The following is a 25751-nucleotide window of genomic DNA, read 5'->3' as shown; positions in this document are numbered from 1 at the left end:
GCCCCGGAGCGCTCCGGGGCCGCCGCCGTCCGCCCGCCCGGCCTCAGGCCAGTTCGAGCGCCAGGTAGAAGTCCACCCGGTCCTCCAGGCGCGAGAGGTCGCGGCCGGTCAACTCCTCGATACGCCCGATCCGGTAGCGCAGCGTGTTGACGTGGACGTGCAGCTGCGCGGCGCACCTGGTCCACGAGCCGTCCGAACGCAGGAACGCCTCCAGCGTGCGCACCAGCTCCGCCTGGTGCTCCTGGTCGTAGGCGGTCACGGTGTCCAGCAGCCGGCTGCGGAAGGCGCGGCGCACCTCGTCCGGGACGGCGGCCAGCAGCAGCACGTGCGAGGCCAGCTCCTCCGGGCCCGCGACGCAGACCCGGCCGACCCGGGCGGCGGCGATCCGGCGGGCGTGCCGGGACTCCTCCAGCGCGCCGCGCAGGCCGACCGCCTCCCGGGCGGGGGCCGAGACGCCGACGGTGATCCGGCCCTCGGGCCCCAGCCCGGCCTCCAGCGGGGCGAGCAGCTCGCGCAGCGCCTCGGCGGGCACCGGGCCGGCCGGTGCGGGCATCACCACCACCGCGCCGGTCCCCGCCCCGGCGACCAGCGCCCGGTCCGCGGCGCCGCCCAGCGCCTCCTCCAGCACCGCCCGCACCACGCCCTCGGGCAGGCCGGCGCCCTCGGCGCTGACCACCAGCCAGGACGGTCCGTCCGCCGCCCGGCCGCCGTGCCCGGGGCCCTCGTCGCGGGCGGACATCGCCGAGGACGCGTACAGGGTGCGGCTGATCTCGGCCGGGTCCGCGTCGCGCCGCAGCAGGGCGAGCACCTCGTCGGCGAGGCGGCGGCGCAGCCGGCGGCCCTCGTCGCGGCGGTGGCGCTCGACGGCGACCAGCCGGGCGAGGTTCTCGGCGAGCTGCTGGCGCTTGGCGGTCCACTCGGTGACGTCGCCGGCCACCACCAGCACCCAGTCGGCCAGCGGGGAGGGCGCGTCCGGGGCCGCGGGCGCGGGCAGCAGCGAGTAGGCGCCGCCCGCCAGGCGGGTCCGCAGCGGGGGCCGGCGGCGCAGGCGCCGGGCGGTCAGGTGGGCCCGGACCAGCTGGTCGCGGTCCTCGGCGGGCAGCCGGTCGGCGGGCCCCGCGATCACCGCGCCGGTGGGGGTGAGCACCCAGCAGTCCAGGTCGAGGTCTCCGCCGAGCAGGTCGAGGACGGCGTCCAGTCCGCCGCCGCCGGCCGCCGAGACCAGCATCCGGTGCCGGTCGACGAGGGCGGCCAGGTCGGCGGCCCGGTCGGCGGAGACCTGGCGGCCGACGAACTCGGTGACGGTGCCGAAGGCGATGTCGTCGGGCACGGCGAGCAGCGGCATCCGGTGCCGGCGGCAGGCCTCCACGAGGTCCTCGGGGACCGGCCCGACCTCGGCCTCGCCGGCCGCCAGGGCGACCGCGCCGCCGGCCGCGAGGGTGCGCACGAAGCGCTCGGAGTCGGCCGGGGCGGAGCGCCAGAGCATGCCGGTGAGGACCAGCTCGCCGCCGTGCAGGTACCGGCCGGGGTCGTGCAGGTCCGTCGTCATCACACCGCTGACCTGCCGGTCCAGCTCCTCCTCGGCCGCGAGCAGGCGCAGGCGCGGGGCGCCGGGGGCGAGCAGGTCACGGACACGCATCCGCGGGCTCCTTCGGGGGCTGGTGGTGGGGCGAGGGGGTCCGAGCGCTCGGTCCGCGGTCACAGTGTGCCCGAACACCCGTGCTCCGCGTCACGTTCGCCGGGCTGCCCGGGCCGCGCGGCCGTGGCCCGGGGACCCCGGCCGGACTACGGTCGTAGGTGGGAGGGACCGCGTGCACGACCGGGCCGCGGCGCCGTCCGCGCGCGGAGCCCTTCGGGAGCCTCTGCCGCCGGGAGCCCTTTAGAGGAACGTACAGGATGCCGGGCGTCGCCGCGGCCGGGGCTTCATGCCTTCGGTGACTGCCGGACGGCCGGCCGCCGCGGTTCACTGGCGGGACGGTCCCGGACACGTCCACGGCCCGGGCGGTGACGACGTGAGGAGGCGTCCGCATGGAGTTCCTTCGCCCCGCCACCTGGGACGAGGCGCTCGCGGCGAAGGCCGGGCACCCCGGCGCGCTGCCGGTCTCGGGCGGCACCGACGTCATGGTCGAGCTGAACTTCGACGCGCGCAGGCCGCCCGCCCTCCTCGACCTGAACCGCGTCGGCGAGCTCGCCGACTGGTCGCGGGACGGTGCGGTGCTGCGGCTCGGCGCGGCCGTCCCCTACAGCCGAATCATCACCGAGCTGTCCGGCCCGCTGCCCGGCCTGGCGCTGGCCGCCCGCACCGTCGGCTCCCCGCAGATCCGCAACCGGGGCACCGTCGGCGGCAACCTCGGCGCGGCCTCGCCGGCCGGCGACGCCCACCCGCCGCTGCTGGCGGCCGGCCGGGACGTCCTCGTCGAGGCGGCCTCGGTGCGCGGCACCCGGCTGATCCCCGTCGACGACTTCTACACCGGGGTGAAGCGCAACGCCCTGGCGCCCGACGAGCTGATCCGCGCCGTGCGGGTCCCCGCCGCCGACGGCCCGCAGCAGTTCGCCAAGATCGGCACCCGCAACGCCATGGTGATCGCCGTCTGCGCGTTCGCCCTCGCCCTGCACCCGCGCACCGGCACCGTCGGCACCGGCATCGGCTCGGCCGCGCCCACCCCGCGCCGCGCCGCCGACGCCGAGGAGTACCTGGGCGCGGTGCTCGCCGGACGCGGCCTGTGGGAGAGCGGCGAGCCGCCGGGCGAGGAGGTGCTCCGGCGCTTCGGCGAGCTGGTCACGGCCGCCGCCGACCCGATCGACGACGTCCGCGGCACCGCCGGCTACCGGCGGCACGCGCTCGCCGTCATGGCCCGGCGCACGTTCACCTGGGCCTGGGACGACTACCGCCGGCAGATCGGGAGCGCGGCATGAGGATCACGTTCACCGCCAACGGCAGGCCGGTCGAGGCCGACGGCGTCTGGGAGGGCGAGAGCCTGCTGTACGTGCTGCGCGAGCGGGTCGGCCTGCCCGGCTCCAAGAACGCCTGCGAGCAGGGCGAGTGCGGCTCCTGCACCGTCTACCTGGACGGCGTGCCGGTCTGCGCCTGCCTGGTCGCGGCCGGCCAGGTGCAGGACCGCGAGGTGCGCACCGTCGAGGGGCTGGGCGCGGCGGACGGCGGGCTCGGCCCCGTCCAGCAGGCCTTCCTGGACGCCGGCGCCGTCCAGTGCGGCTTCTGCACCCCGGGCCTGCTGGTGCAGACCGACGCGCTGCTCGCCCGGGACCCGCGGCCGTCCGACGCGGACATCCGCGAGGCGCTGTCGGGCAACCTGTGCCGGTGCACCGGCTACGAGAAGATCATGGACGCGGTGCGGCTGGCGGCCGCCCGGGCCCGCGCCGGCCGGGAGGCGGACGGATGAACGCGCCGCGCACCGCCCGGGGAGAGCGGACCCGGGCCGCCCGGGGTCAGCGGACCGTCCAGGGCGAGAAGAACCTCCAGGCCATCCGGCAGAGCGGCACCGGCGGCAGCGACGGCGTCGGCGGCTCGCCGCCGCGCCCCGACGGCGCGCTGAAGACGCGCGGCGAGTTCGCCTACGCCTCCGACCTGTGGCACGAGGACATGCTCTGGGGCACGACGCTGCGCTCCCCGCACCCCCGGGCCGACATCCTCTCCGTCGACACCGCCGAGGCGCTCGCCGTCCCCGGGGTGTACGCGGTGCTCACCCACGAGGACATCCCCGGCACCAAGTACTACGGACTGGACGTCGCCGACCAGCCGGCCCTGGCCGTCGACCGGGTCCGCTACCAGGGCGAGCCGGTCGCACTGGTCGCCGCCGACCACCCGGAGACCGCCCGGCGCGCGGCCGGGCGGATCAGGGTCGAGTACCGGGTTCTGGCCCCGATCGTCACCGAGGAGCAGTGCCTCGACCCGCAGACCCACGGCTACGTGCACCTGCCGCCCGGGGGCGCACCGCCCGCGAACGGCAACGTCTGCCACGAGCAGCGGGTGGTCTCCGGCCTCGGCGTCACCGACGAGGTGCGGGCGGGGGCGGACGTCGTGGTGCGCGGCAGCTACGAGGTCGGCATGCAGGACCAGGCCTTCCTCGGCCCGGAGTCCGGGCTCGCGGTGCCGGCCGAGGACGGCGGCGTCGACCTCTACATCGCCACCCAGTGGCTGCACGTGGACCGCCGCCAGATGGCCCCGGTGCTCGGGCTGCCGGAGGAGAAGGTCCGGCTCACCCTGGCCGGCGTCGGCGGCGCGTTCGGCGGGCGCGAGGACCTCTCGATGCAGATCCACGCCTGCCTGCTGGCGCTGCGCACCGGCCGGCCCGTCAAGATGGTCTACTCCCGGGACGAGTCCTTCTTCGGCCACGTCCACCGCCACCCGGCGCGGATGACCTACGAGCACGGCGCCACCCGGGACGGCCGGCTGGTGTACGCCGACGCCCGGATCGTGCTGGACGGCGGCGCCTACACCTCCACCTCGCCCGCCGTGGTCGGCAACGCGGCCTCGCTCGGCCACGGCCCCTACGTGATCCCCAACGTGCGGATGCACGCCCTCGCGCTCTACAGCAACAACCCGCCCTGCGGCGCGATGCGCGGCTTCGGCGCGGTTCAGGCGGCGTTCGGCTACGAGAGCCAGATGGACCGGCTGGCCGCCGAACTGGACATGGACCCGGTCGAGTTCCGGCAGCTCAACGCCGTCCGGCAGGGCGACCGGATGCCCACCGGCCAGGAGATCGACGCACCCGCCCCGGTCGCCGAACTGCTGCGCCGGGTCAAGGCCGTGCCGCTGCCGCCGCCGCTCGACCCCGACACCCCGGACCCGCGGCTGCTGCCCGGCGCGCTGTCCAACTCCACGCGCGGCGAGGGCGTGGTGCGCGGCGTCGGCTACTCGGTCGGCATCAAGAACGTCGGCTTCTCCGAGGGCTTCGACGACTACTCCACCGCGCGGGTGCGCCTTGAGGTGATCGGCGGCGAGCCGGTCGCCCTGGTGCACACCGCGATGGCCGAGGTCGGCCAGGGCGGTGTCACCGTGCACGCGCAGATCGCCCGCACCGAGCTGGGCGTCGAACACGTCACCATCCTCCCGGCCGACACCGCGATCGGCTCCGCCGGCTCGACCTCCGCCTCCCGGCAGACCTACATGACGGGCGGCGCCGTCAAACTGGCCGCCCAGGCGGTCCGGCAGGAGCTGATCGAACGCGGCCGGCGCCGCTACGGCTGGACCGGGCACGACCTCGCGCTCGCCGGCGGCGCGGTCGTCTCCGCCTCGGCCGGCCCGCTGCTGCCGCTGGCCGAGCTGCTGGGCGAGGACGCCGTCGACCTGACCCGGGTCTACCGCCACCGCCCGACCTTCCCCTTCGACAAGGAGACCGGCCAGGGGTTCGGGCACGTCCAGTACAGCTTCTGCGCCAACCGCGCGGTGGTGGACGTGGACGTGGAGCTGGGCCTGGTCAAGGTGGTCGAGCTGACCGCCGTCCAGGACGTCGGCAGGGCCGTCAACCCGGTGGCGGTGGTCGGCCAGATCCAGGGCGGCTGCGCCCAGGCGCTCGGGCTCGCGGTGATGGAGGAGATCGTCGTCCGGGACGGGAAGGTGCGCAACGCCTCCTTCACCGACTACCTGATCCCCACCATCCTGGACACCCCGCCGATCCCGGTCGAACTCCTCGAACTGCCCGACCCGAACGCCCCGTACGGGCTGCGCGGGGCGGGCGAGGCGCCGACCGTCTCCGCCACGCCGTCCGTCGTGGCGGCGATCCGCGCCGCCACCGGCCTGGCCCTGCGGCGGATCCCGGTCCGGCCCGAGCACCTGACCACCGAGCGGCCGGAGCCCTTCAGCTGACGGCCCTCCTCCCCCGCGCGGGCGGGGGCGCACCGGGGCCGCCGGGACGGATGCCCTCCGCCGTACGGGATCGTTCTCCCTACGGCGGCGGTGCCCCCCGGTGGCCCGGTTCGCCTACCCTCGAAAGCGCGAAGGAGCCCCCGTCATGCAGGACATCGCCGAGCAGCTGCTGGCCTGGCACGCGTCCGGCCGCCGCTTCGCCGTGGCCACGGTGGTCGGCGTCACCGGCAGCGCCCCGCGCGGGCCGGGCGCCGCGCTCGCCGTCGACGCGGACGGCGAGGTCGTGGGCAGCGTCTCCGGCGGCTGCGTCGAGGGGGCCGTCTACGAGCTGTGCCGGGCCGCCCTCGCCTCGGGGGAGACGGTGCTGGAACGGTTCGGCTACAGCGACGAGGAGGCCTTCGCGGTCGGTCTGACCTGCGGCGGCGTGCTGGAGGTACTCGTCCGGCCGGTGGTCCCCGGCGCCGACCCGGCCCTCGACGCCGGTATCGCGCTGATCGCCGCCGGCACCCCCGTGGCGCTCGCCCGGGTCGTCGCGGGCCCGGCCGGGCTGCTCGGCGCCGCGGTCGCCGTCACCGCCGGCAGCCACCACGGCGCCCTGCCCCCGACCCGGCTGGAGCGGGCCGTCGTCGCCGAGGCGCGCGCCCTGCTCGACGCCGGCCGCACCGGCCGGCTCGTCCTCGGCCCCGACGGGCGTCCCTGCGACCCGCGCGGGCAGGGCACCGTCACCCTGTTCGTCGAGTCGTACGTGCCCGCGCCCCGGATGCTGGTGTTCGGCGCGGTCGACTTCGCCGCGGCGGTCGCCCGGATCGGCCGCTTCCTCGGCTACCGCGTCACCGTCTGCGACGCCCGCCCCGTCTTCGCCACCGCACGCCGCTTCCCCGACGCCGACGAGGTCGTCGTCGACTGGCCGCACCGCTACCTGGACTCCCAGCTGGACCGGCTGGACGGCCGCACGGTGCTCTGCGTGCTCACCCACGACACCAGGTTCGACGTCCCGCTGCTGGAGCGCGCGCTGCGGCTGCCGGTCGGCTACGTCGGCGCGATGGGCTCGCGCCGCACCCACCGCGAGCGCGCGGCCAGGCTGCGCGAAGCCGGGCTGACCGAGGCCGAACTGGCCCGGCTGCACTCCCCCATCGGCCTCGACCTCGGCGCCCGCACCCCCGAGGAGACCGCCGTCTCGGTCGCCGCCGAGATCGTCGCCCACCGGCGCGGCGGCGGCTGCCTGCCGCTCGGCACCGGCGACGGGCCGATCCACCACGACGTCCCGAGCGGTGCCGGGCACGGGCTCGCGGCGGGCGCGGAGCGGGCTCAGCTGACCACGTTGTAGGCCTCGCAGATCATCGGCGGGGCGGTCGCCATGCCCACCTCGCGGAGGATCGGCAGCAGCACCGCCGCGAAGTGCTCGAAGGCCTCCCGGGACTCCCAGACGTCGGTGACGTGCCAGCCCTCGCCGTCCGGCAGCGGACCGGCCGCGTGCAGCAGCAGGCCGCGCACCGGCCAGTCCTCGGGCCGGTTCAGCCCGGTGCCGCCGGTCAGCCGGTCCACCGACTCCTCGTACTGCTCCTGGGTGACCCCGGGAAGGTCGAACACCGCGATGATCGCCATGGGACGGCTCCTGTTCCTGCGGGCTGTGCACCGCGGTCCGTCGACTGCGGCCCGTCGTCGCCCGGTCGCCTCCAGTGCAGCCCGAGGATCCGCACGGCAGCCAATCCGGTACCGCCGGAGGGGTGAACTGCGAGCCCCTCGGGGCGGCGGGACGCCGGAGCCGGCCCCGCGGGGGTCAGTCGGAGACCGCCAGCTTCACGCCGAACCCGACCACCACCGCACCGGTCACCCGGTCCATCGCCCGGCGCGCCGCCGGACGGCGCAGCCAGCCGCGCAGCGCCCGGGCGAAGCCCACCAGCACCACCGACCAGAGCAGCCCCTCCACCACGTGCACGCAGGTCAGCGCCACCCCGGCGGCGAAGTGCGGCGCCCCCGCCGGGATGAACTGCGGCAGCACCGCCACGTAGAAGACGCCCACCTTGGGGTTGAGCAGATTGGTCAGCAGACCGCGCCGCCAGCCGGACGCCAGACCGCCCGCCGGGGCCTTCTCCTCGCCCGGTCCCGGCTCCGGCTGCTCCTCGTCGCCGCCCTCGACCCGGGCCCGGATCATCCCGATCCCCATCCACACCAGGTACGCGGCGCCCGCCCAGCGCAGCACCTCGTAGCCGACCCGCGAGGCGGTGAGCAGCGCCGTCACCCCGGCCGAGGTGAGCGCCCCCCAGAGCAGCGTCCCGGTCTGGATGCCGAGCACCACGCCCCACGCCTGCCGCCGGTGGCCCAGCGCCGACGTCCGCAGGATCAGGGCGGTGTCCAGGCCCGGGGTGAGCGTCAGGAGCCCCACGACGAGGGCGAAGGACCAGAGGGCGGTCGTCATTTCCATGGACCCACATCGTACGGGGGCACCGATCGACGGCCGAACCGGTTTTCCACCTGCGGATTCCTTCCATCTGCGGATTCCTTTCCACCTGCGGACTCCCTGGGAGGGCCGGGACGGGTCAGTCCAGCCGCCGCACCCGCTCGGCGACCCGGCGGCCCTCCTGCTCGGTCGGGTCGAACTCCACCCGCTGCCCCTCCACCAGCACCCGGTCACCGCCGGCCGCCGCCACGACCGAGTCGTAGTACACGTACAGCGGCGGCCCGTCGTCGTCGGGGGTGATCAGCCCGTACCCGTGGTTCGCGTGGTAGGACTGCACGGTGCCGGTGGCCATCGGGTCTCCTCGGGGCCGGTGGTGGGCGCGCGGGCCGGAACACCCCCTGGCCCTCCATGATCGGTGCTGGACCGGCCGGGCGCCCGCCCTGGCCCCGGAACGGGAGGACGTCGGCCGATGCGCACCGCCCGGGCGATCTCACTGCTCCTGCTGCTCCAGGCGCGCCGCAGCATGACCGGCGCCGAACTGGCCGCCGAACTGGAGGTCTCCGAGCGCACCGTGCAGCGCGACGTGCTGGCGCTCGCCGAGGCCGGCGTCCCCGTGTACGCGGACCGGGGGCGGGCCGGCGGCTACCGGCTGCTCGACGGCTACCGTACCCGGCTGACCGGCCTCGACCGCACCGAGGCGGAGGTGCTGCTGCTCGCCGGACTGCCCGGGCCGCTCGGGGACATGGGCCTCGCCGATCCGGCGCTCGCCGCCCGGCTCAAGGTGGCCGGGGAACTGGGCGAGGCGCCGGGCGCCGGGGCCCGGCGGTTCCACCTGGACGCGCCCGGGTGGTTCCGCGACGCGCCCGTGCCGCCGCTGCTGGCCGAGGTCGCGCGGGCGGTCTGGGGCGGGCGGCTGCTGCGGGTGCGCTACCGGCGGCGCCCTGACGCGGACCCGGTCGAGCGGGTGCTGCGGCCGTACGGGCTGGTGCTGAAGGCGGGCACCTGGTACCTGGCCGCCCGACCGGACGGCGACGACCCGGCGCCGGCCCACCGCGTCTACCGGGTCGACCGGCTGGCCGCCGCCGAGCCACTGGCCGACCGGCCGTTCCGGCGTGACGAAACGTTCGACCTCGCCGCGTTCTGGGACGCCAAGGCCGCCGAGTTCGCCCGTTCCCTGCTGCGCGAACGGGTGACCGTCCGGCTCAGCCCGCACGGCGCCGCCCGGCTGCCGCACCTGCTCGAAACGGCCACCGCCCGGGAGGCGCTCGCCGGCGCCGGGGAACCGGACGGCCACGGATGGGTGACCGTCCGCCTCCCCGTCGAATCCCTGGACGTCGGCTACGAGGAACTGCTGCGGCTCGGGCCGGAGGCCGAGGTCCTCGAACCGCCTGCGCTACGGCGGCGGCTGGCCGAGGCCGCCGCCCGCGCCGCCGCCCTCTACGGCCCGCCTCAGCGGTAGCCGGGCCTCAGCGGTAGCCGGCCGGGTCCACCGGGCCGTCCGCGCCCTCGACGTCCACCAGGTAGCGGAACGCGTCCGGGCGGCTGCCGTCCACGTCGGTGAAGCCGTACTCCAGGGCCAGGCCGCCGCTGGAGAGCGAGGCGCCGTTGAACCGCGCCACCTGCGGGTCCGCGGCCAGCGCCGCCACCGCGCGCCCCACGTACAGCGGCGACTCCGAGATGCCGAACTGCGGCTCGGCCGCCGTCGCCTCCCGCCAGGTCCCCTCGGTCACCCCGAAGTGCTCCAGCATCAGCTCCGAACGCATCCACCCCGGCGTCAGCGCCACCGCCGTCGCCCCGCGCGGCGCCAGCTCGTGCCCCAGCGCGAAGGCCATCCGCAGCACGGCGGACTTGGCGACGTCGTAGAAGAACGAGTTCCGGTAACGGGAGCCGTTGTACTCGGCGGTGCCGTCCGTCATCTCCACCGCCAGCCCGCCGGGGCGGCGCAGCAGCAGCGGCAGCAGGTGGTGACTGGTGATCGCGTGCGTCTCCACGGCCAGCCGCAGCAGCCGCAGCCCCTTGTCGAGGTCGTGCTCCCAGACCGGCACGTCCCAGCCGAACAGCTGCTCACCGCCCCAGATGTCGTTCACCAGGACGTCCAGCCCACCCTGCTCGGCCTCGATCCGCGCCGCCACCGCCGCCACCTCGGCGGGCACCAGGTGGTCGGCGCGCACCGCGATGCCGTGCCCGCCGGCCGCCGTCACCAGCTCCGCCGTCTCCTCCAGCGTCTCCGGGCGCTGTCCGTACTCCCCCTGGCGCCCCTCGGCGCTGCGCCCCGTCCCGTACACCGTCGCCCCGGCGGCCCCCAGCGCCACCGCGATCCCCCGCCCTGCCCCGCGCGTGGCCCCCGCCACCAGCGCGACCTTCCCCTTCAGCGGCTGCTCCGTCATGCCTCGCCCTTCCTCGCATTCGGCGGTCTCTCCGCCCGTCACCCCCGATGCTCCCCCGGAATCCCGACACCTCCTGTCGGGATTCCGGGGGAACCGGGGCCACGAACCGTGGAACGACGACCGAGTGCCACTCCGACGGATCACCGTCGCCGTAGGAGCCGGAGCCGGGGACCTCGGGAAGCGGCGGCCGCCCGTCGGTCCGCCGAGCCGGGTGGGACCATCCACTGGATCGGCCGACCCGTCACGGCGGCGATCATGTCGTAGCCGCCGTCGTGGTGCAGGACAGTCGCACCGTGGCGCTCGGCCGTGGCCGCGACGACGAGGTCCGCCACCGAGAGGGCCCGCCAGGTGCCGGCGAGCGTCGTTGAACGTCCATCACGGTACGGGCCATGGTCGACCTCCCGGAAGCAGCACGGAGCCTGTGATATCGGGTTCAAGCCCTATCCGACATCACAGGCCCACGGGGCCGCTCAGGTCACGTCGAGGCGGGCGGCGAGGCGCAGCAGGCCGGGGGCGAGGCGGCTGAGGAGGCGGGCGGCCTTGGCCTCGGGGGTGACGGGCACGACGGGCCTGTTGGTGCGCACGGCGGTGAGGACGGCAGCAGCGACCTTCTCCGGCGGGAAGCCGCGGCGGGCGTAGAGGCGGGCGGCTCGGGCCTGCTTGGCGGCCTGCTCCTCGGCGGTGGTGGCGGAGAAGGTGGAGGTGCGGGTGATGTTGGTGTTGACGATGCCCGGGCAGATGGTGGAGACGCCGATGCCGTGGCCGGCGAGTTCGGCGCGCAGGCAGTCGGAGAGCATGAAGACCGCGGCCTTGCTGGTCGCGTAGGCGGTGAGCGACTTGGACGGCAGGTAGGCGGCGGCGGAGGCGAGGTTGACGATGTGGCCGCCCTCGTCGCGGTCGGCCATCAGGGAGCCGAAGGCCCGGCAGCCGTGGATGACGCCCCAGAGGTTGACGTCCAGGACCCGCTGCCACTCCTTCTCGGTGGTCTCCAGGAAAGTGCCGGAGTGACCGATGCCCGCGTTGTTGACGACCACGTCGGGCACCCCGTGCTCGGCGGCGACCTGCTGGGCGAAGGCGTCGACGGCGGCGCCGTCGCCGACGTCCACCCGGTAGGCGTACGCGGTCGGGCCGATCAGGCCGGCGAGGTCGGCGGTGCGGCGGGCCGCGTCGAGGTCGAGGTCGCAGACCACCACCCGGGCGCCCTCCTCGGCGAAGGCGAGCGCGGTGGCCCGGCCGATGCCGCTGCCGCCGCCGGTGACGACGACCAGCCGGCCGTCGTCGGGCGTGCCCCCGTCGGCGGCGGTGCGGGCGGCCGGGCCGGCCTCGGTGCGGGCGACGTGTTCGCGGACCATTCCGGCCACGGTGGTTCCCTTCTCCAGCAGCGCGGACCAGTGGGTGGCCCGCAGAGTACGACGGGTCAGTCTGGGCACCCAGCGTTCCAGGCCCTCGGAGAGGAAGCCGCCGACGTAGCGGTCCTCGGTGAGGGTGATCAGCTGGACCGGCACCTCGGTGGGGCGTTCGCGCGGGTTCCGCAGGACCGGGCGCATGTTGGCCCGGTAGAGCTCCATCCCGTGCACCGCGTCGCGCCGCAGGCTGGGCTGCGGGTGGCCGGGGCGCGGGGTGACGCCCTCCAGGTCGCGCAGCACCCGGGGCCAGGCGCGGGCGAGGCCGAGGCGCCAGACGCCGGGGGCGAGGTAGGGCAGGTGGAAGGCGGTGATGTACCAGGAGTGGAGGCCCTGGGTGAGCAGTTGCCGCAGGTGGCGCGGGGTGGGGCGGCGCAGGCGCTCGCGCAGCCAGTGGCCCAGGTGGTCGAGGCAGGGCCCGGACATGGTGGTGTAGGAGGCGAGGCGGCGTTCGGCGCCGGGGGCGGTGACGGCCTCCCAGGACTGCAGGGAGCCCCAGTCGTGGGCGACGACGTGCACCGGGCGGTCGGGGCTGACGGCGTCGGCGACGGCGAACAGGTCGGCGGCGAGCTGTTCGAGGCGGTAGCCGGCGCGGTCGGCGGGGACGCCGGAGGCGCCGGCGCCGCGCACGTCGTAGCGGACCACGTGGTGGTCGCGGGCGAGGTCGGCGGCGACGTCGTCCCAGACGGCGTGGGTGTCGGGGTAGCCGTGGACCAGCAGGACGGTGGCGGCGGCCGGGTCGCCCTGCTCGTGGACGGCGAGCGGCAGGCCTGCGGAGTGGACCGTGCGGCGGCGGGTGGGGGTGCTCATCGGGCGGCTTCCTCGGTGGCTGCGGTCGCGGCGGTGGAGGTGGTGGCTGCGGTGGCGGTCGGGGTGGTTGGGGTGGTCCCGCCGGCTGCGGTTGGGGTGGTGGCGCTTTCGGTGAGGGCAGTATTCCAGCGGCGGACGTGCGGGAGGTCGTCGTCGAGCCAGTACGCGTCGTCCTCCGTCACCACCAGCAGCTCCTCGAACTTGATGCCGGTGTCACGGAACCCGATGTGCGGCTCCACCGCCCACAGGCCGGGGGTGGGCGCGTGCCGGGAGGAGCGGCCGTCGGCCCAGAGCGGGGAGCGGCCGTGCAGGCGCTCGCCGATGAGTTCGCGCCCCAGGGTCTGGAGGGTGCGCACGCCGAACCCGAAGACGTTCACCCCGGCCGGGCCGCGCGCCGTCGTCCGGGTGACCTGATGGCCGATCACCCGGCCCGGGTAGACGCGGTGGCGGTTGTCGTAACCGTGCGCCTCGATCTGCGCGTCGACGGCCGCGTACACCTCGGAGAGCGGCCTGCGGGCGCGGACCTCGGCGAGGATCAGCTCCCGGTAGACCCGCAGGTCGGCGGCGAGGCGGTCCCACACGCGGTTCTCGCCGACCTTGCCGCCGTAGCCGATGTCGGCGGTGTAGCCGTCGACGACGGGCGCGCAGTCCAGCACGTACGGCATGCCCTCCTCCAGGCGGCGGTTGCCGGCGAAGAACTGCAACGGGGTGTGGAAGTGCCGGAACGCCGTCCGGTCGCCGAACCAGGCGAAGGGGACGTGGAAGAAGTCCTGCACGCCGGCGGCGACCAGGCGGCGGCGCAGCTCACCGGTGGCCTGGCGCTCGGTGACGCCGGGTTCGATCCAGGCGGCGACCTGCTCGGCGCAGTCGTAGGCGAGTTGCTGGGTCTCCCGGAAGCGGGCGAGGTCGCGCTCGGAGAACGGGAAGGCGGGGGTGCTGCGCGGCACTGCGGGGCTCCTTCGACGGGCTTCGGGCTTCGGGCTACGGGCGGGTCGCTAGAGGTCCAGCACGAGGGTCTCGCCCGCGGCGGCGCGGGAGACGCAGGGCAGCAGGGCGCCGGCGGCGCGCTGCTCGGGGGTGAGGCGGCGGTCGCGGTGGTCGGCGGTGCCGGCCAGCAGGCGGACCTCGCAGGTGCCGCAGAAGCCCTGGCGGCAGGAGTGGGCGAGGTCGGGGCGGGCCTCGCGGAGCACGTCCAGGGCGGAGCGGTCGGCGGGGACGGCGAGGTCGGGGCCGTCGACGCCGAGGCGGACGGTGAACGGCTCGCCGTCGGTGACCGGGGCGGCGCCGAAGCGTTCGAAGTGCAGGGCCGCGGCGGGCGAGGCGTCCAGGGCCCGCTGCACGGCGGCGAGCATCGGGGCCGGGCCGCAGCAGTAGACGGCGGCGCCGCGCGGGGCGTGGGCGAGCAGTTCGGCTCCGGTGGGCGGGCCGCCGTGCTCGTCGTCGGTGCGCAGGTGGACCCGGGCCGGGTCGAGGGCGCGCAGCTCGTCGGCGAACGGGAGGGTGTCGGCGCTGCGGCCGGTGTGGACCAGCCGCCAGTCCAGGCCGTGCCGTTGGGCCTCGCGGGCCATCGGGAGCAGCGGGGTGACGCCGATGCCGCCGGCCAGCAGCAGGACGGCCGGTTCGGCGCAGAAGGCGAAGCCGTTGCGCGGGCGGCGGGCGGTGAGCCGGGTGCCGGAGTGGACGGTGTCGTGGATCTCGACGGAGCCGCCGCCCCCGTCGGGCAGTCGGCGCACGGCGATCCGGTAGACGTCGGGGTCGTTGGGATCGTTGGGGCCGCCGGGGTCGCTGGGGTTGCCGCAGAGCGAGTAGTGGCGTTCGCGGCCGGAGGGGAGCGTGAGACGCAGGTGCGCGCCGGGCTGCCAGGGCGGGAGCGGGCCGCCGGACGGGTCGGCGAGGGTCAGTTCGACGGCGTCGGCGGCGACGGCGCGGCGGGCTGCGACGACCAACTGGAGCGCGGGGGCGGGGCGCCCGAGGGGGCGCCGGGGGTTGCGGCGCAGCAGCGGACCGCCGAGGGCGGGGCTGTAGCGGTCGCCGAACGCGGTGAGGAAGCGGAAGAAGGTGTCGGCGCGCGGGCGGCCGTAGAGGTCGGGGGGCGGGGTGCACAGGTCCATCCGGCGGGGTCCTTGGGGGCTCGGGTGGTGTGGGGGCTGACGGCGGGCGGGCCGACGGGCTGACAATTGACAGCTGACAGATTTCAGCTGACAGATAACGTCATCTGTTATCTGTCAGCTGAAATCTGTCAGCTGTCAGTCGTCAGCCGTTCAGCCCGGCGGCGGCGCGGGCGGCCGGGGAGGTCGCGAGGTAGCCGAGGGCCTGGCTGGAGGAGCCCTCCTGGGTGGGGTGGTAGCCGGGCCGCAGGTAGCGCAGGCCGGAACGGAGCGATCTGACCGGGTCGGGCAGCAGTCCGCGCCGGGCGATCCGGCCGGCCTCGCGCCAGGTGGGCTTGAGCCGGCCGTCGAGGGTGGGGTCGGCGGCGAGCAGGAAGCGGGCGCCGCGCACCCAGAGGTGGACCAGCAGCGGTCCGGAGATCAGCATGCCGCGGATCCGGCGCGCGTAGCCGGGGTCGAGGTGGACCATCAGGTCGAAGGCGACGCTGCGGTGCTCGACCTCCTCGGCGCCGTGCCAGCGCAGCAGGTCGAGCATCGTCGGATCGGCCTTGGCGCGGTCCAGGCCCGGGGAGTTGAGCGCCCAGTCGCCGAGGAAGGCGGTGAAGTGCTCGATCGCCGCGACGAAGGCGACCCGCTCGATGATGTTCTCGCGCCGGCGGACGCCGGACAGGCCGGGCTTGTCCCCGAGCACGCGCTGGAACAGCCAGGCGATCTGGCGCACGTAGGGGCGCGGGTCGAGGCCCTGGCCGAGCAGGTGGTCGAGCACCTCCTGGTGCGCCTCGGCATGGATGGCCTCCTGGCCGATGAACCCCAGGACCTCCTCGCGCAGTTGCTCGTCGCGGACCAGCGGCAGGGCCTCCTTGAAGACCTTGACGAACCAGCGCTCGCCCTCGGGCAGGAGCAGGTGCAGGACGTTGATGATGTGGGTGGCCACCGGCTCGTCGGGGATCCAGTGCAGCGGCAGGCCGGCCCAGTCGAAGCGGACGTCGCGAGGCTCCAGGACGAGGCCCTCGTGCACCCGGGCGGCGGGCGCGGCGAGGGCGGGAACGAGGGTGGGACTGGGCATGGGAGGGCCCTCCTGACCTGCGGGTGGCGGCTCGACCCGGCACAACGTACTCGCGGGTGGCCCGCGCCACAAGGGTTTCGGCACGCCTTATCGACATCGAGTCTAATAAGTGACCCGTGCCCCGCACCCCACTGGACTCCGGCTCCGGGAACGCGAAGACCCCGCCGAAGCGGGGTCCCCGGGTGCATGCGGTCCGGCTCAGGCCGCCGTTCGGCCCGCCATTCAGACCGCCATCGCGAGCATCAGCGGCGCCGCGCGGGCGGCGAGCAGTTCAGCCGCCGCCTTCAGCCGGTGCACGTTGTCGACCGGCATCGAGGTGGCCAGGCAGCCGACCGTGCTCCCGGCGGTCACCGGCACGGCCGCGCAGACCGTGCCGAGCGCGTACTCCTGGATGTCCAGCACCGGAACGGTGGCCGGCTGGCGCTCCAGACGGTGCATCAACTGGTCGGCGTCGATGACCGTCCGCGAGGTGAGGCGGGCCACCGGGTGGCGCGCCAGGTGGTCCCGGCGGGCGTCGTGGTCGAGCTGGCTGAGCAGGCACTTGCCGATCGCGCTGGCGTGCGCGGTGGCCCGGAAGTCCACCCACTCCTGCACCGCGGGCGCACCCTCGGACGCGGACACCGCCTCGACCGACAACTCGCCTTCGTGGTAGCGGCCGAAGTAGACCGCCGCACCCAACTCGTCGCGCAGCTCCGCGAGTTTGCTGTCCAGCCGGGCGCGGACCAACTGCTCCCGGTTGTGCTGGCCGAGCAGCGCGAAGGTACCGCCGAGCACCCAGCCGCCGTCCTGGCAGAGCAGGTAGCCCTCGACCTCCAGGATCTCGGCGAGCCGGCGAACCGTCGGCAGCCCCAGGGACGTCTCCCTCGCCAGGGTGACCAGGGTGGCGCCGCCGGCGTGCCGGTCGACCGCCTCCAGCAGTCTGAGGGCGTGCTGCAGGGAGGCGAACGAACCGGGCGCGCCCTGCTCCGGCACGGCCTGGCGGCCCGGGGCTGGTGTCGACATGTCGTCCCCTTCCGATGTCCCCCCGCGGCGTGACCGGCGGGTAGGGTCCAGCCTATCCACCGCCGGGCGCCGTCATTGCCTCCTTCGCGGGAATCCCGAGCAGGCGCGGTGAAACACTTGACTGGCATATGCCTCACCGCGCCCCCTCATACCCCCTTGCGGTCACCGTCAATCAGCAGTGCGGGACCACCGGGTCATTGCTGCCGGTATAGACCCAGGCGTCCGGGACGGCGAGCTCGCGATAGGTGAAGCCCGCCCCGCCGCCGCCCGGCCACTCGTAGAAGCCCACCCTGTCCCAGATCGCGCTGCTGCCCCACGGCCCCGCGACGGACGGGCCGTTGAGCCAGCAGAAGATGCGCAGGCCGGTGTTGTACGGGAACGCCATGAACAGTTCGTCGGACCAGGCGACCTGCGGGCGCCCGTCGTAGAAGCGGGACCACAGGCCGTCGGTGGCTGCCACGCAGCCGTTCCAGACGATGCTCGCGTCGTCGCTGGCGTGTCCCCCGATCGCGCTGCACCCCGCGGCCGCCTCGGCCGTCCCCGTGCCGCTCGCGATGCCGCCGGCCACCAGGCCGGCCGACAGCGCCAGAGCGGCCGCCGTCTTCCTCACTCGCATGCCAACTCCTCCGTCGGGACGCGACGTTCGCCGCGTCTTCGGCCCTCAGTGCAGCAGCGGCCCTCGTCACCGGGCCAGGCCCCACCGGCACCCGGTGACCAACGGTGGACAGGGCCCACACCGCGCGCACGGTGGCCTTGACGTGGCCGAACAACGGTGAACAATCGAACAGCGTAGGCAGCGCCACGATCCGGGGGACGGTCCGATGGCACGCAGACAGCTTCCGTTGGAGGGCGACGGCGCAACGGCGCGGTTCGCCGAACGGCTGCGCGAGGTACGGCGGGAGTCGGGTCTCACCCTGCGACAGCTCGCCGCCGTGTCCGGCTACTCGCACAGCACCCTGTCCATCGCCGAGAGCGGGCGGCGCCTTCCCTCCTGGGACGTCGCGGAGGCCTTCGTCCAGGCCTGCGGGCGCACGGACGTCGACCGGTGGCGCGGCTGGTGGGAGGCGGCGGAGGAACAGTGCTTGGCCTTGTCCGGACCGGCGGGGACCGGTCCGGAGCCGGAACCCGGGAGCGAAGCGCCCGGGCCGGTGGTCGTGGTCCGCACCCGCTGGTGGGCACTGCTGCTCGCGGTGGTGCTCTCCTCGGTGCTCACCGCGACGATCACGCTCGCCCTCGTCCCGGAGCGCGGCCCCACGCGCAACAGCTCGGAGTACCCGCCGGGCCGGGACGCGATGCCGACCGAGTCCTGCGGCGGGCCGAAGGCCGGCTACGGCTGCCAGCACAAGGACCCGAACGACACCGGGTGCTGGGACAGCCGTGCGGAACAGGGCCACATCACCGAGATCAAGGACGGCGGCGAGGTGGTCGGCAAGCTCGTCAACTGGTACTCGCCGCGCTGCGGAACCAACTGGGGTGCCCTGCACATCCGTTCGGGATGGAGCGGACGGCTGACGGTCAGCTCGCCGACCGACAAGGTGTGCTTCCCCGAGGACTGCACGTCCATGAACGGCAAGACACCGCCGTTCTGGACCCGCATGGTGTTCGGGATGAACCGGCCCGTCGCCGTCCGCGCCGAAGTGACGTTGCCCGACGGACAGGTGCGGACGATCGTCGCCGACAGCACCTGAGCCTCCCCGGCCCGGACACGGGCGTGCTCACCCGGGCTGTGCGGCGGCGCCCGGGCGGACGAGTTGGGCGCCGAAGGGCTCGCCCGTGACGTCCACCACCCGCCCACGCAGCCAGGTGCGGCGCACGACGCCGGTGAGAACGTGCCCCTCGTACGGGGTGACCGGGTTCCGGTGCTGCAACTCGGCGGCTCGGACGGTGAATTCGCAGTCCGGATCGAAGGCGACCAGGTCTGCATCGTGGCCGACCGCGACGGCGCCCTTGCGACCGCCCAGGCCGACCAGCCGGGCGGGTCCCTCGGACATCCAGCCGGCCACGTCGGCGAGGCCGTGGCCGCGCCACCGGGCCTCGGTCCAGACCGCCGGAAGGCCGAGCTGGAGCGAGGCGATGCCGCCCCAGGCCGCCGCGAAGTCCCCGCTGCCGCCGCGCTCGGGCAGCAGCTTGAGGTCGGGGGTGGACGGCGAGTGGTCGGACACCACGGCAGTGAACTCCCCCGCCGCCAGGGCCTCCCAGAGCGCTTCACGATTGGCCTGGTCGCGGATCGGCGGGCAGCATTTGAACGCGGTGCCGCCGTCAGGGACGCGCTCGGCGGCCAGGGCCAGGTAGTGCGGGCAGGTCTCGGCGGTGACCTCGACACCGTCCGCGCGGGCCCGGCGCAGCAGCGGCAGGACCGCCGCCGAGGAGACGTGCAGCACGTGCACCCGGGCGCCGGTGCGGCGGGCCGCCGCCAACAGTCGTGCGACGGCGGCAGTTTCCGCCCCGGCGGGGCGTGAGGCGAGAAAGTCCCGGTAGCGGGGCCCCGGTTGGTGCGGTGCGGAGGCCAGTGCGGCCGGGTCCTCTGCGTGGACGACGGCCAGTGCCCCGAGCCTGGCAACCTCGGCGAGCACGGTCTCAAGACCGGCCGGCTCCAGGTGCGGGAACTCGTCGACACCACTCGGTGCGAGGAAGGACTTGAAGCCGAACACTCCTGCACGGTGCAGGGTTTCGAGGTCGGAGAGGTTCCCGGGGACGGCGCCGCCCCAGAAGCCGACGTCCACCCAGGCCCGCCCGTCGGCGGCCTTCCGCTTGGCCTCCAGGCCGGCGATCGTGGTGGTCGGGGGCACCGAGTTGAGCGGCATGTCGACGATGGTGGTGACACCGCCGGCCGCGGCCGCGCGGGTGGCGGTGGCGAAGCCCTCCCACCCGGTGCGGCCGGGCTCGTTGACGTGCACGTGGGTGTCTACCAGCCCTGGAAGCACGGCGGTGTCACCGAGATCGGTGAGCCGGGCGCCATCGGCTGCAAGGGAGTTGTGTGCGGCGATCCGCGCGATCCGCCCGTCCCGGACCAGCACGTCCGCAGGCCGCTCACCGTCCGGCAGGACCACCCGGCGGGAGCGGATCACCGCGGTCTGGCTGAGGGACACGGCGACCTCCGGGGCCTGGACGAGGGCGGGTGGGTCGAAGGGTGGGCCGGAGCCTAGGCCCGCCTCCGACAGGACGTCAATGGGACAGAGGGGAGGGACGGGCGCCCGCTACCGATTCAGCAGGTCCGCCGCCAGCCGCTCCCCCGCAACCTCGGCCAACTCCCCCGCCCTGCTCGGGACTTCGGCCGGGCTCGTACCCAACTCGCCCAGCGCGTAGGCGGCGACGAAGCCGGCCGCCCGCCACTCGCGTTCGGACAGTTCCACCCGCCCCGCCACCGCCGCCACCGGGACACCCGCCCTGGCGGCCGCCGCGGCCACGCCGGCGGGGGCCTTGCCGTGGAGGGTCTGCGCGTCCAGGCAGCCCTCACCGGTGACGACGAGACGTGCCCCCCGCACCGCCTCCTCGAAGCGGAGGAGGTCGAGCAGGAACTCGATGCCGGGTCGCATGGTGGCACCCAGCAGGGCCAGTGCGGCGAAGCCGACGCCGCCCGCCGCCCCGGCGCCGGGGGCGTCGCGGACGTCCCGGCCGACGGTCGCGCCGACGACGTCTGCGAACCGGGTCAGGCCCTCCTCCAGCACCACCAGGTCGTCGCCGCTCGCGCCCTTCTGCGGGCCGTAGACGGCGGCTGCGCCGCGCGGGCCGAGCAGCGGGTTGTCGACGTCGCAGGCCACGACGACCTCGACGCCCGCCAGGATGCGGGCCGACGGTCCGGGGTCGATCCGCGCCAGCCTCCGCAACGCGGCTCCACCGGAGGGCAGTTCGGCGCCTTCGCCATCCACCAGGGATGCGCCCAGCGCCTGGAGCAGGCCGGCCCCGCCGTCGGTGCTCGCACTGCCGCCGAGGCCGAGCACGATCCGCCGGGCGCCCTGGTCGAGGGCCCGTCCGACCAGCTCGCCGACCCCGTAGGAACCGGCCGTCAACGGGGCGCTCCGGCCTCCGGGGAGCCTGGCCAGTCCGGCGGCCTGGGCCAGCTCGACCACGGCCGTGTCACCACGGACGGCGAGCGCGGCGTCCACGGGCACTCCGGTGGGCCCGGCCACCTCGACGGGGACCCGGACGAACCCGGCCGCCAGCGCGGCGGCGAGGGTGCCCTCACCGCCGTCGGCGACCGGCAGTTCGTGCACCTCGACGCCGGGGGCGGCGCGGCGGATGCCGGCGGCAATCCGGGCGGCGGCCTCGGCGGCCTCCAGGGTGCCCTTGAACTTGTCGGGAGCCACGACCACGCGGCCCTGGCGGGTGGTACTGGCTGGCATGGCACGAGCCTCACTTCCGGACGGTCTGGCCATGTTCTCAAGCATCGACGACCGACAGCTGACAGCTGACAGATTTCAGATAACAGATTTCAGTTGACAGATAACAGATTCTGTCAGCTGTCATTCCACCCCTCCCCGCACCCCCGATCGCTAGAGTGAGCAGGTGCGATTGATGGTGGAGTTCACAACAGAACCGTTCGAACTGGACACGTTCCCGCCGCACGCCGCGGCGGCCCGCCAGGCGGTCGACGAGGCCGGACTGACGGCATCGGTCGGCCCGTTCGGCACCGGCGCCGAGGGCGAGGCCGATCAGATCCTGGCCGCCGTGACCGCACTGCTCCGGCAGAGCCTGGATGCCGGCGCGACCCGGATCTCCCTCCAGGTCAGCGTGCTCGGCGAGACCCACGACAGCACGGCCCCGGAGGGCGACAGGCCGTGACCGAGCAGCCCCAGCACCCGCTCGCCACGGCGCTCAAGCCCCTCCTCGACGCGGTCGGCGCGACGCCCGTCCCGCTGGACGCGGCCAGGCCCGAGGACGTCGTCCTGGAATGGGAGGGCGAGCGGGCCCTGGCCGTCCGCCTGCCGCACCTCGGCAGCGCCCTGGACCGCCTGCTCGCCGAGATGACCCGCCAGTTCGACGGCCGACCGCTGTCCGCACTGGAGCGTTCCGAGAAGCAGCGCGTGGTCGCCCTCCTGGAGGAACGCGGCGCGTTCACCGTCCGCCACGGCGTGGAAACGGTCGCCACGGCACTCGGAGTCAGCCGCTTCACCGTCTACAACTACCTCAACCGCCAGGACGGTTCAAAGTCGAACTGACCGGGACCCACTCCCGGAGCGCGCCTCACGACGGGCGAACGTTCAACAAAGTGTTGACGCCCTGACCCCGCCGATCTAGCTTGAGCGGGTGGCTTCATTCCCCAGGAGGTCCACTCGTGACCGACCACGCCCGTGCCCTTGACGCCCTGGCGGCCGTCGACGCCGCCGGGCTGAGGGCGGTCCTGCTGAAGGTCTGCGCCAGCCCTGCCTGGGCCGAGGCCGTCGCCGCGACCCGGCCGTGGCCGGACCGCCGGGCGCTGCTCGACGCCAACGCCGAGGCGATGGCGGCGCTCTCCACCGCCGACCTGCGCGACGCACTGGCCGCCCACCCCCGGATCGGCGCGCCCGCGGCCGGCGGCTCGGCCTCCCAGCAGGAGCAGGCCGGAGTCCGCGAGGCCGACCCGGCCCTGCTCGACGAACTGCGCCGGGCGAACGCCTCCTACGAGTCCAGGTTCGGCCATGTCTTCCTGATCTGCGCGACCGGCCGCTCCGCGGCCACCCTGCTCGCGGCCCTGCGCGAGCGCCACGCGAACGACCCCGCCACCGAGGCGGAGATCACCCGCCACGAGCTCCGCAGGATCAACGACATCCGCCTCACCCGTCTACTGGAAGGAATCTGACGTCCGGTCACCCAGCAACCACCACCAGTGAGGCCACCCCCCATGACCGGCATCTCCACCCACGTGCTCGACACCAGCCTCGGCCGCCCCGCCGAGGGCGTCCCCGTCGGACTCGCGGTGCGCACCGAGGACGGCTGGCAGCCGCTCGGCAGCACCGCCACGAACGCCGACGGCCGGGCCGAGGGCCTGCCGGCCGTGCCGGCGAACTCGGTCGTCCGCCTGGTCTTCGACACCGCCGCGTACTTCGCGCGGACGAGCGAGGACCCGCCGTTCTTCCCCGAGGTCTCGGTCGTCCTCACCATCGCCCCGGCGCAGCACCACTACCACGTGCCCTTGCTGTTGAACCCGTTCGGCTACTCGGTCTACCGCGGGAGTTAGACCGCCGCCCGACTGACAGGGGAACCGCGTCATGGCCCACGTGCTCGGCCAGAACCAGTACGGCAAGGCGGAGAACCGCATCGTCCGCGTCCGCCGGGACTCCGCCCGCCACGAGATCAAGGACCTGAACGTCTCGGTCTCCCTCTCCGGCGCGTTCGAGGACGTCCACCTCACCGGGTCCAACGCCAACTGCCTGCCCACCGACACCGCCAAGAACACCGTCTACGCCTTCGCCAAGAAGTACGGCATCGACTCCGCCGAGGCCTTCGGCATCCTGCTCGCCCGGCACTTCGTCGACGCCACCGAGCGCGGCGTCGTCCACCGCGCCCGGATCCGGATCGAGGAGTACGCCTGGGACCGGATCATCCACCAGACCGGCAACAGCACCGGCTCCGGCTCCGAGGAGGCCGGCCACTCCTTCGTCCGCCGCGGCCAGGAGGTCCGCACCACCGAGATCGTCTACGACGGCGACTCCCTCCGGGTGATCTCCGGGCTCACGGACCTCATCGTGCTGAACTCCACCGACTCGGAGTTCTGGGGCTACCTCAAGGACGGCTACACCACCCTCCGGGAGGCGTACGACCGCATCCTCGCCACCCAGGTCACCGCCCGCTGGAGGTACGGCTACACCGGCCGCGCCGACGAGGCCGAACCGCCCTGGGACCGCTGCTACGCCCAGGTCAGGCGGCACCTGCTGGAGGGCTTCGCCGACACGTACTCCTACTCCCTGCAACAGACCCTGCACGCGATGGGCAGCCGCGTCCTCGACCACAGCGCCGAGGTCGACGAGATCCGCCTCGAACTCCCCAACAAGCACCACTTCCTGGTCGACCTGGAGCCGTTCGGCCTCAAGAACGACAACGAGGTCTACTACGCCGCCGACCGGATGTACGGCCTCATCGAGGGCACCGTGCACCGCGAGGGCGTCGTCCCGCTCATCCCGGTCACCTGACCGGCCGTCCGGCCCCCTGGCCGACCCCCCGCCCGGCCCCCGTCCGACCGGCCGTCCGACCGGCCGCCGTCCCCGATCCCCCGGACTCCCCCTTGGAGCCACCATGGCAGTCCAGCCCCCGCCCGCCGGCCGGCGGATCGTCATCGAGAACGCGGCGGTCGCCACCGTCGACGCCCACGACACCGAGTACGCCCGCGGCCACGTCGTGGTCCTCGGCAACCGGATCGAGTCGGTCGGCGACGGCCCCGCCCCGGCCGGACTGGACGGCGTGGCGCGCCGGATCGACGCCGGGGGCCACCTGCTCACCCCCGGCCTGGTCAACACCCACCACCACTTCTACCAGTGGATCACCCGCGGCCTCGCCCAGGACGACATCCTGTTCGACTGGCTGGTCGCCCTCTACCCGCTCTGGGCCCGGATCGACGACCAACTGGTGCACGCCGCCGCCCAGGGCTCCGCCGCCGCGCTGCTCAAATCCGGTTGCAGCACCGCCGCCGACCACCACTACGTGTTCCCCCGGGGCGGCGGCGACATCCTGGGCGCCGAGATCGAGGCGGTGCGCGAACTCGGCCTGCGGTTCACCGCCTCGCGCGGCTCGATGGACCGCGGGCGCAAGGACGGCGGCCTGCCCCCGGACCACGCCGTCGAGGACCTCGACACCATCCTCACCGCCTGCGAGGAGGCCGTCGACCGCCACCACGACCCCTCCCCCGGCGCCATGCTGCGGATCGCCCTCGCACCCTGTTCCCCGTTCTCGGTCTCCACCCGGCTGATGCGCGAGTGCGCCGGGCTCGCCCGCCGCAAGGGCGTCCGGCTGCACACCCACGGCTCCGAGACGGCCGAGGAGGAGGCGTTCTGCGAGGCGCAGTTCGGCATGGGTCCGACCGACTACTTCGAGTCGGTCGGCTGGCTGGGCGAGGACGTCTGGATGGCGCACTGCGTCCATCTGAGCGACTCCGACATCGCCAAGTTCGCCGGGACCGGCACCGGCGTCGCGCACTGCCCGTCCTCCAACGCCCGGCTGGCCGCCGGGACGGCGCGGGTGCCCGACATGCTGGCGGCGGGCGTCCCCGTCGGCCTCGGCGTCGACGGCGCCGCCTCCAACGAGTCCGGCGAACTCGGCACCGAGCTGCGCAACGCCCTGCTGATCAACCGCCTGCACGGCTCGCCGCGGGCGCTCACCGGCCGCCGGGCGCTGCGGCTGGGCACCATGGGCGGCGCCCGGGTGCTCGGGCGGCAGGACGAGATCGGCTCGGTCGAGGCCGGCAAGCTCGCCGACCTCGCGCTGTGGAAGGTCGACGGCCTGATGCACTCCTCGATCGCCGACCCGGTCGCCGCGCTCACCTTCGGCGCGCTGCCGCCGCTCGCCCTCCTGCTCGTCAACGGCAACGCCGTCGTCGAACAGGGGCGGCTGGCCACGGTGGACGAGGAGCGGATCGCCCGCACCTGCGCCCGGGCGGCGAAAGAGCTGGCCGGCCGGGAGAAATGACGCCGCACCGGACGACTACGTGGACGGGTGCCGGCGCCCACCCCCGTTGGGCGCCGGCCCCCCGCCCGGGCACGGGGGCGCGGGGGCGGGGGCGGCCCCCCGGGCCCCCCCCGCCCGGAGCCCCGCGGGGCCGGGCCGCGCGCCCCCGC

General features: G+C 74.8%; 25 protein-coding genes and 1 pseudogene. 12 read left to right on the top strand and 14 right to left on the bottom strand.

Going from position 1 to position 25751, the window contains the following annotated elements:
- Positions 1-43: 43 nt before the first annotated feature.
- A complete protein-coding gene (locus ACFU74_RS22770) occupies positions 44-1639 on the bottom strand; it encodes a PucR family transcriptional regulator (RefSeq protein ID WP_380759568.1) in 1596 nt (531 codons plus the stop codon).
- 389 nt (positions 1640-2028) lie between these two features.
- Here ACFU74_RS22770 and ACFU74_RS22765 point away from each other — a divergent pair, with 389 nt between their 5' ends.
- From ACFU74_RS22765 to ACFU74_RS22750, 4 genes are all read left to right on the top strand, one after another.
- Complete coding sequence (locus ACFU74_RS22765) at positions 2029-2916, top strand: FAD binding domain-containing protein (protein WP_380759566.1); 888 nt, start codon at positions 2029-2031, stop codon at positions 2914-2916.
- Entirely contained in the window at positions 2913-3401 is a 489-nt protein-coding gene (locus ACFU74_RS22760) for a (2Fe-2S)-binding protein (RefSeq protein ID WP_380759564.1), read from the top strand. Before ACFU74_RS22765 ends, ACFU74_RS22760 begins: the two co-directional genes overlap by 4 nt.
- The gene (gene pucD, locus ACFU74_RS22755) at positions 3398-5827 is read left to right on the top strand and encodes a xanthine dehydrogenase subunit D (protein ID WP_380759562.1); all 2430 of its coding nucleotides are present in this window, start codon (positions 3398-3400) and stop codon (positions 5825-5827) included. The genes ACFU74_RS22760 and pucD overlap by 4 nt, the downstream gene beginning before the upstream one ends.
- 145 nt (positions 5828-5972) lie before the next feature.
- On the top strand, positions 5973-7154 hold the full coding sequence (locus ACFU74_RS22750; protein ID WP_380759561.1) for an XdhC family protein: 1182 nt from the start codon (positions 5973-5975) through the stop codon (positions 7152-7154).
- Here the strand turns inward: ACFU74_RS22750 and ACFU74_RS22745 are convergent.
- From ACFU74_RS22745 to ACFU74_RS22735, 3 genes are all read right to left on the bottom strand, one after another.
- Entirely contained in the window at positions 7136-7432 is a 297-nt protein-coding gene (locus tag ACFU74_RS22745; RefSeq protein WP_350542697.1) for a hypothetical protein, read from the bottom strand. The two genes, ACFU74_RS22750 and ACFU74_RS22745, sit on opposite strands and share 19 nt — an antisense overlap.
- Before the next feature lie 175 nt (positions 7433-7607).
- Positions 7608-8252, bottom strand: coding sequence for a LysE family translocator (locus tag ACFU74_RS22740; protein ID WP_380759558.1), 645 nt, complete (start codon positions 8250-8252; stop codon positions 7608-7610).
- A gap of 115 nt (positions 8253-8367) precedes the next feature.
- On the bottom strand, positions 8368-8580 hold the full coding sequence (locus ACFU74_RS22735) for a cold-shock protein (RefSeq protein WP_380759556.1): 213 nt from the start codon (positions 8578-8580) through the stop codon (positions 8368-8370).
- Positions 8581-8697: 117 nt separating this feature from the next.
- Here ACFU74_RS22735 and ACFU74_RS22730 point away from each other — a divergent pair, with 117 nt between their 5' ends.
- Positions 8698-9687 (top strand): helix-turn-helix transcriptional regulator, encoded by a 990-nt coding sequence (locus ACFU74_RS22730; protein WP_380759552.1) that lies wholly within the window; start codon positions 8698-8700, stop codon positions 9685-9687.
- 7 nt (positions 9688-9694) lie between these two features.
- On the opposite strand, the gene ACFU74_RS22725 is transcribed toward ACFU74_RS22730, so the two are convergent.
- The 8 genes and pseudogenes from ACFU74_RS22725 to ACFU74_RS22690 all read right to left on the bottom strand — a co-directional run bounded on the left by ACFU74_RS22725 (position 9695) and on the right by ACFU74_RS22690 (position 17620).
- Positions 9695-10615, bottom strand: coding sequence for an SDR family oxidoreductase (locus tag ACFU74_RS22725; protein ID WP_380759550.1), 921 nt, complete (start codon positions 10613-10615; stop codon positions 9695-9697).
- A gap of 140 nt (positions 10616-10755) precedes the next feature.
- Positions 10756-10968: pseudogene (locus ACFU74_RS22720) on the bottom strand (hypothetical protein); the annotation flags it as partial.
- 117 nt (positions 10969-11085) lie between these two features.
- A complete protein-coding gene (locus ACFU74_RS22715; RefSeq protein ID WP_380759548.1) occupies positions 11086-12828 on the bottom strand; it encodes an SDR family oxidoreductase in 1743 nt (580 codons plus the stop codon).
- On the bottom strand, positions 12825-13775 hold the full coding sequence (locus ACFU74_RS22710; RefSeq protein WP_380759546.1) for a M24 family metallopeptidase: 951 nt from the start codon (positions 13773-13775) through the stop codon (positions 12825-12827). The genes ACFU74_RS22715 and ACFU74_RS22710 overlap by 4 nt, the downstream gene beginning before the upstream one ends.
- A 48-nt stretch (positions 13776-13823) precedes the next feature.
- Entirely contained in the window at positions 13824-14939 is a 1116-nt protein-coding gene (locus ACFU74_RS22705) for a PDR/VanB family oxidoreductase (RefSeq protein ID WP_380759544.1), read from the bottom strand.
- A 142-nt stretch (positions 14940-15081) separates the two neighbouring features.
- Positions 15082-16002, bottom strand: coding sequence for a metal-dependent hydrolase (locus ACFU74_RS22700; RefSeq protein ID WP_380759543.1), 921 nt, complete (start codon positions 16000-16002; stop codon positions 15082-15084).
- 222 nt (positions 16003-16224) lie between these two features.
- Positions 16225-17004: an IclR family transcriptional regulator gene (locus ACFU74_RS22695; RefSeq protein ID WP_380759541.1), complete on the bottom strand. Its 780-nt coding sequence runs from the start codon at positions 17002-17004 to the stop codon at positions 16225-16227.
- 172 nt (positions 17005-17176) lie between these two features.
- On the bottom strand, positions 17177-17620 hold the full coding sequence (locus ACFU74_RS22690; protein WP_380759539.1) for a hypothetical protein: 444 nt from the start codon (positions 17618-17620) through the stop codon (positions 17177-17179).
- Between the two features lie 205 nt (positions 17621-17825).
- Between ACFU74_RS22690 and ACFU74_RS22685 the strand changes: the two genes are divergently transcribed.
- Positions 17826-18692: a helix-turn-helix domain-containing protein gene (locus ACFU74_RS22685; protein ID WP_380759537.1), complete on the top strand. Its 867-nt coding sequence runs from the start codon at positions 17826-17828 to the stop codon at positions 18690-18692.
- A 27-nt stretch (positions 18693-18719) separates the two neighbouring features.
- On the opposite strand, the gene allB is transcribed toward ACFU74_RS22685, so the two are convergent.
- On the bottom strand, positions 18720-20093 hold the full coding sequence (gene allB / locus ACFU74_RS22680) for an allantoinase AllB (protein ID WP_380759535.1): 1374 nt from the start codon (positions 20091-20093) through the stop codon (positions 18720-18722).
- 108 nt (positions 20094-20201) lie between these two features.
- Complete coding sequence (locus ACFU74_RS22675) at positions 20202-21347, bottom strand: glycerate kinase (protein ID WP_380759533.1); 1146 nt, start codon at positions 21345-21347, stop codon at positions 20202-20204.
- Positions 21348-21510: 163 nt separating this feature from the next.
- Here ACFU74_RS22675 and ACFU74_RS22670 point away from each other — a divergent pair, with 163 nt between their 5' ends.
- The 6 genes from ACFU74_RS22670 (at position 21511) to ACFU74_RS22645 (ending at position 25602) form a co-directional block, all read left to right on the top strand.
- On the top strand, positions 21511-21786 hold the full coding sequence (locus ACFU74_RS22670; protein WP_380759531.1) for a thiamine-binding protein: 276 nt from the start codon (positions 21511-21513) through the stop codon (positions 21784-21786).
- Positions 21783-22163 (top strand): helix-turn-helix domain-containing protein, encoded by a 381-nt coding sequence (locus tag ACFU74_RS22665; protein ID WP_380759529.1) that lies wholly within the window; start codon positions 21783-21785, stop codon positions 22161-22163. Before ACFU74_RS22670 ends, ACFU74_RS22665 begins: the two co-directional genes overlap by 4 nt.
- A 116-nt stretch (positions 22164-22279) precedes the next feature.
- Positions 22280-22783 carry a 2-oxo-4-hydroxy-4-carboxy-5-ureidoimidazoline decarboxylase gene (gene uraD / locus ACFU74_RS22660; RefSeq protein ID WP_380759527.1) on the top strand — a complete coding sequence of 168 codons (504 nt, stop codon included), beginning with the start codon at positions 22280-22282 and terminating at the stop codon, positions 22781-22783.
- A gap of 27 nt (positions 22784-22810) precedes the next feature.
- Positions 22811-23161, top strand: a complete 351-nt coding sequence (gene uraH / locus ACFU74_RS22655; protein ID WP_380759525.1) for a hydroxyisourate hydrolase — start codon at positions 22811-22813, stop codon at positions 23159-23161.
- Between the two features lie 31 nt (positions 23162-23192).
- Positions 23193-24113 (top strand): factor-independent urate hydroxylase, encoded by a 921-nt coding sequence (gene pucL, locus ACFU74_RS22650; RefSeq protein WP_380759523.1) that lies wholly within the window; start codon positions 23193-23195, stop codon positions 24111-24113.
- A gap of 103 nt (positions 24114-24216) precedes the next feature.
- A complete protein-coding gene (locus ACFU74_RS22645) occupies positions 24217-25602 on the top strand; it encodes an 8-oxoguanine deaminase (RefSeq protein ID WP_380759521.1) in 1386 nt (461 codons plus the stop codon).
- Positions 25603-25751 lie beyond the last annotated feature (149 nt).

The sequence above is a fragment of the Kitasatospora sp. NPDC057500 genome (assembly GCF_042802195.1).
In the GTDB taxonomy this organism is placed as follows: Bacteria; Actinomycetota; Actinomycetes; order Streptomycetales; family Streptomycetaceae; genus Kitasatospora.
This window is presented reverse-complemented; position numbering and strand designations above follow the sequence as displayed.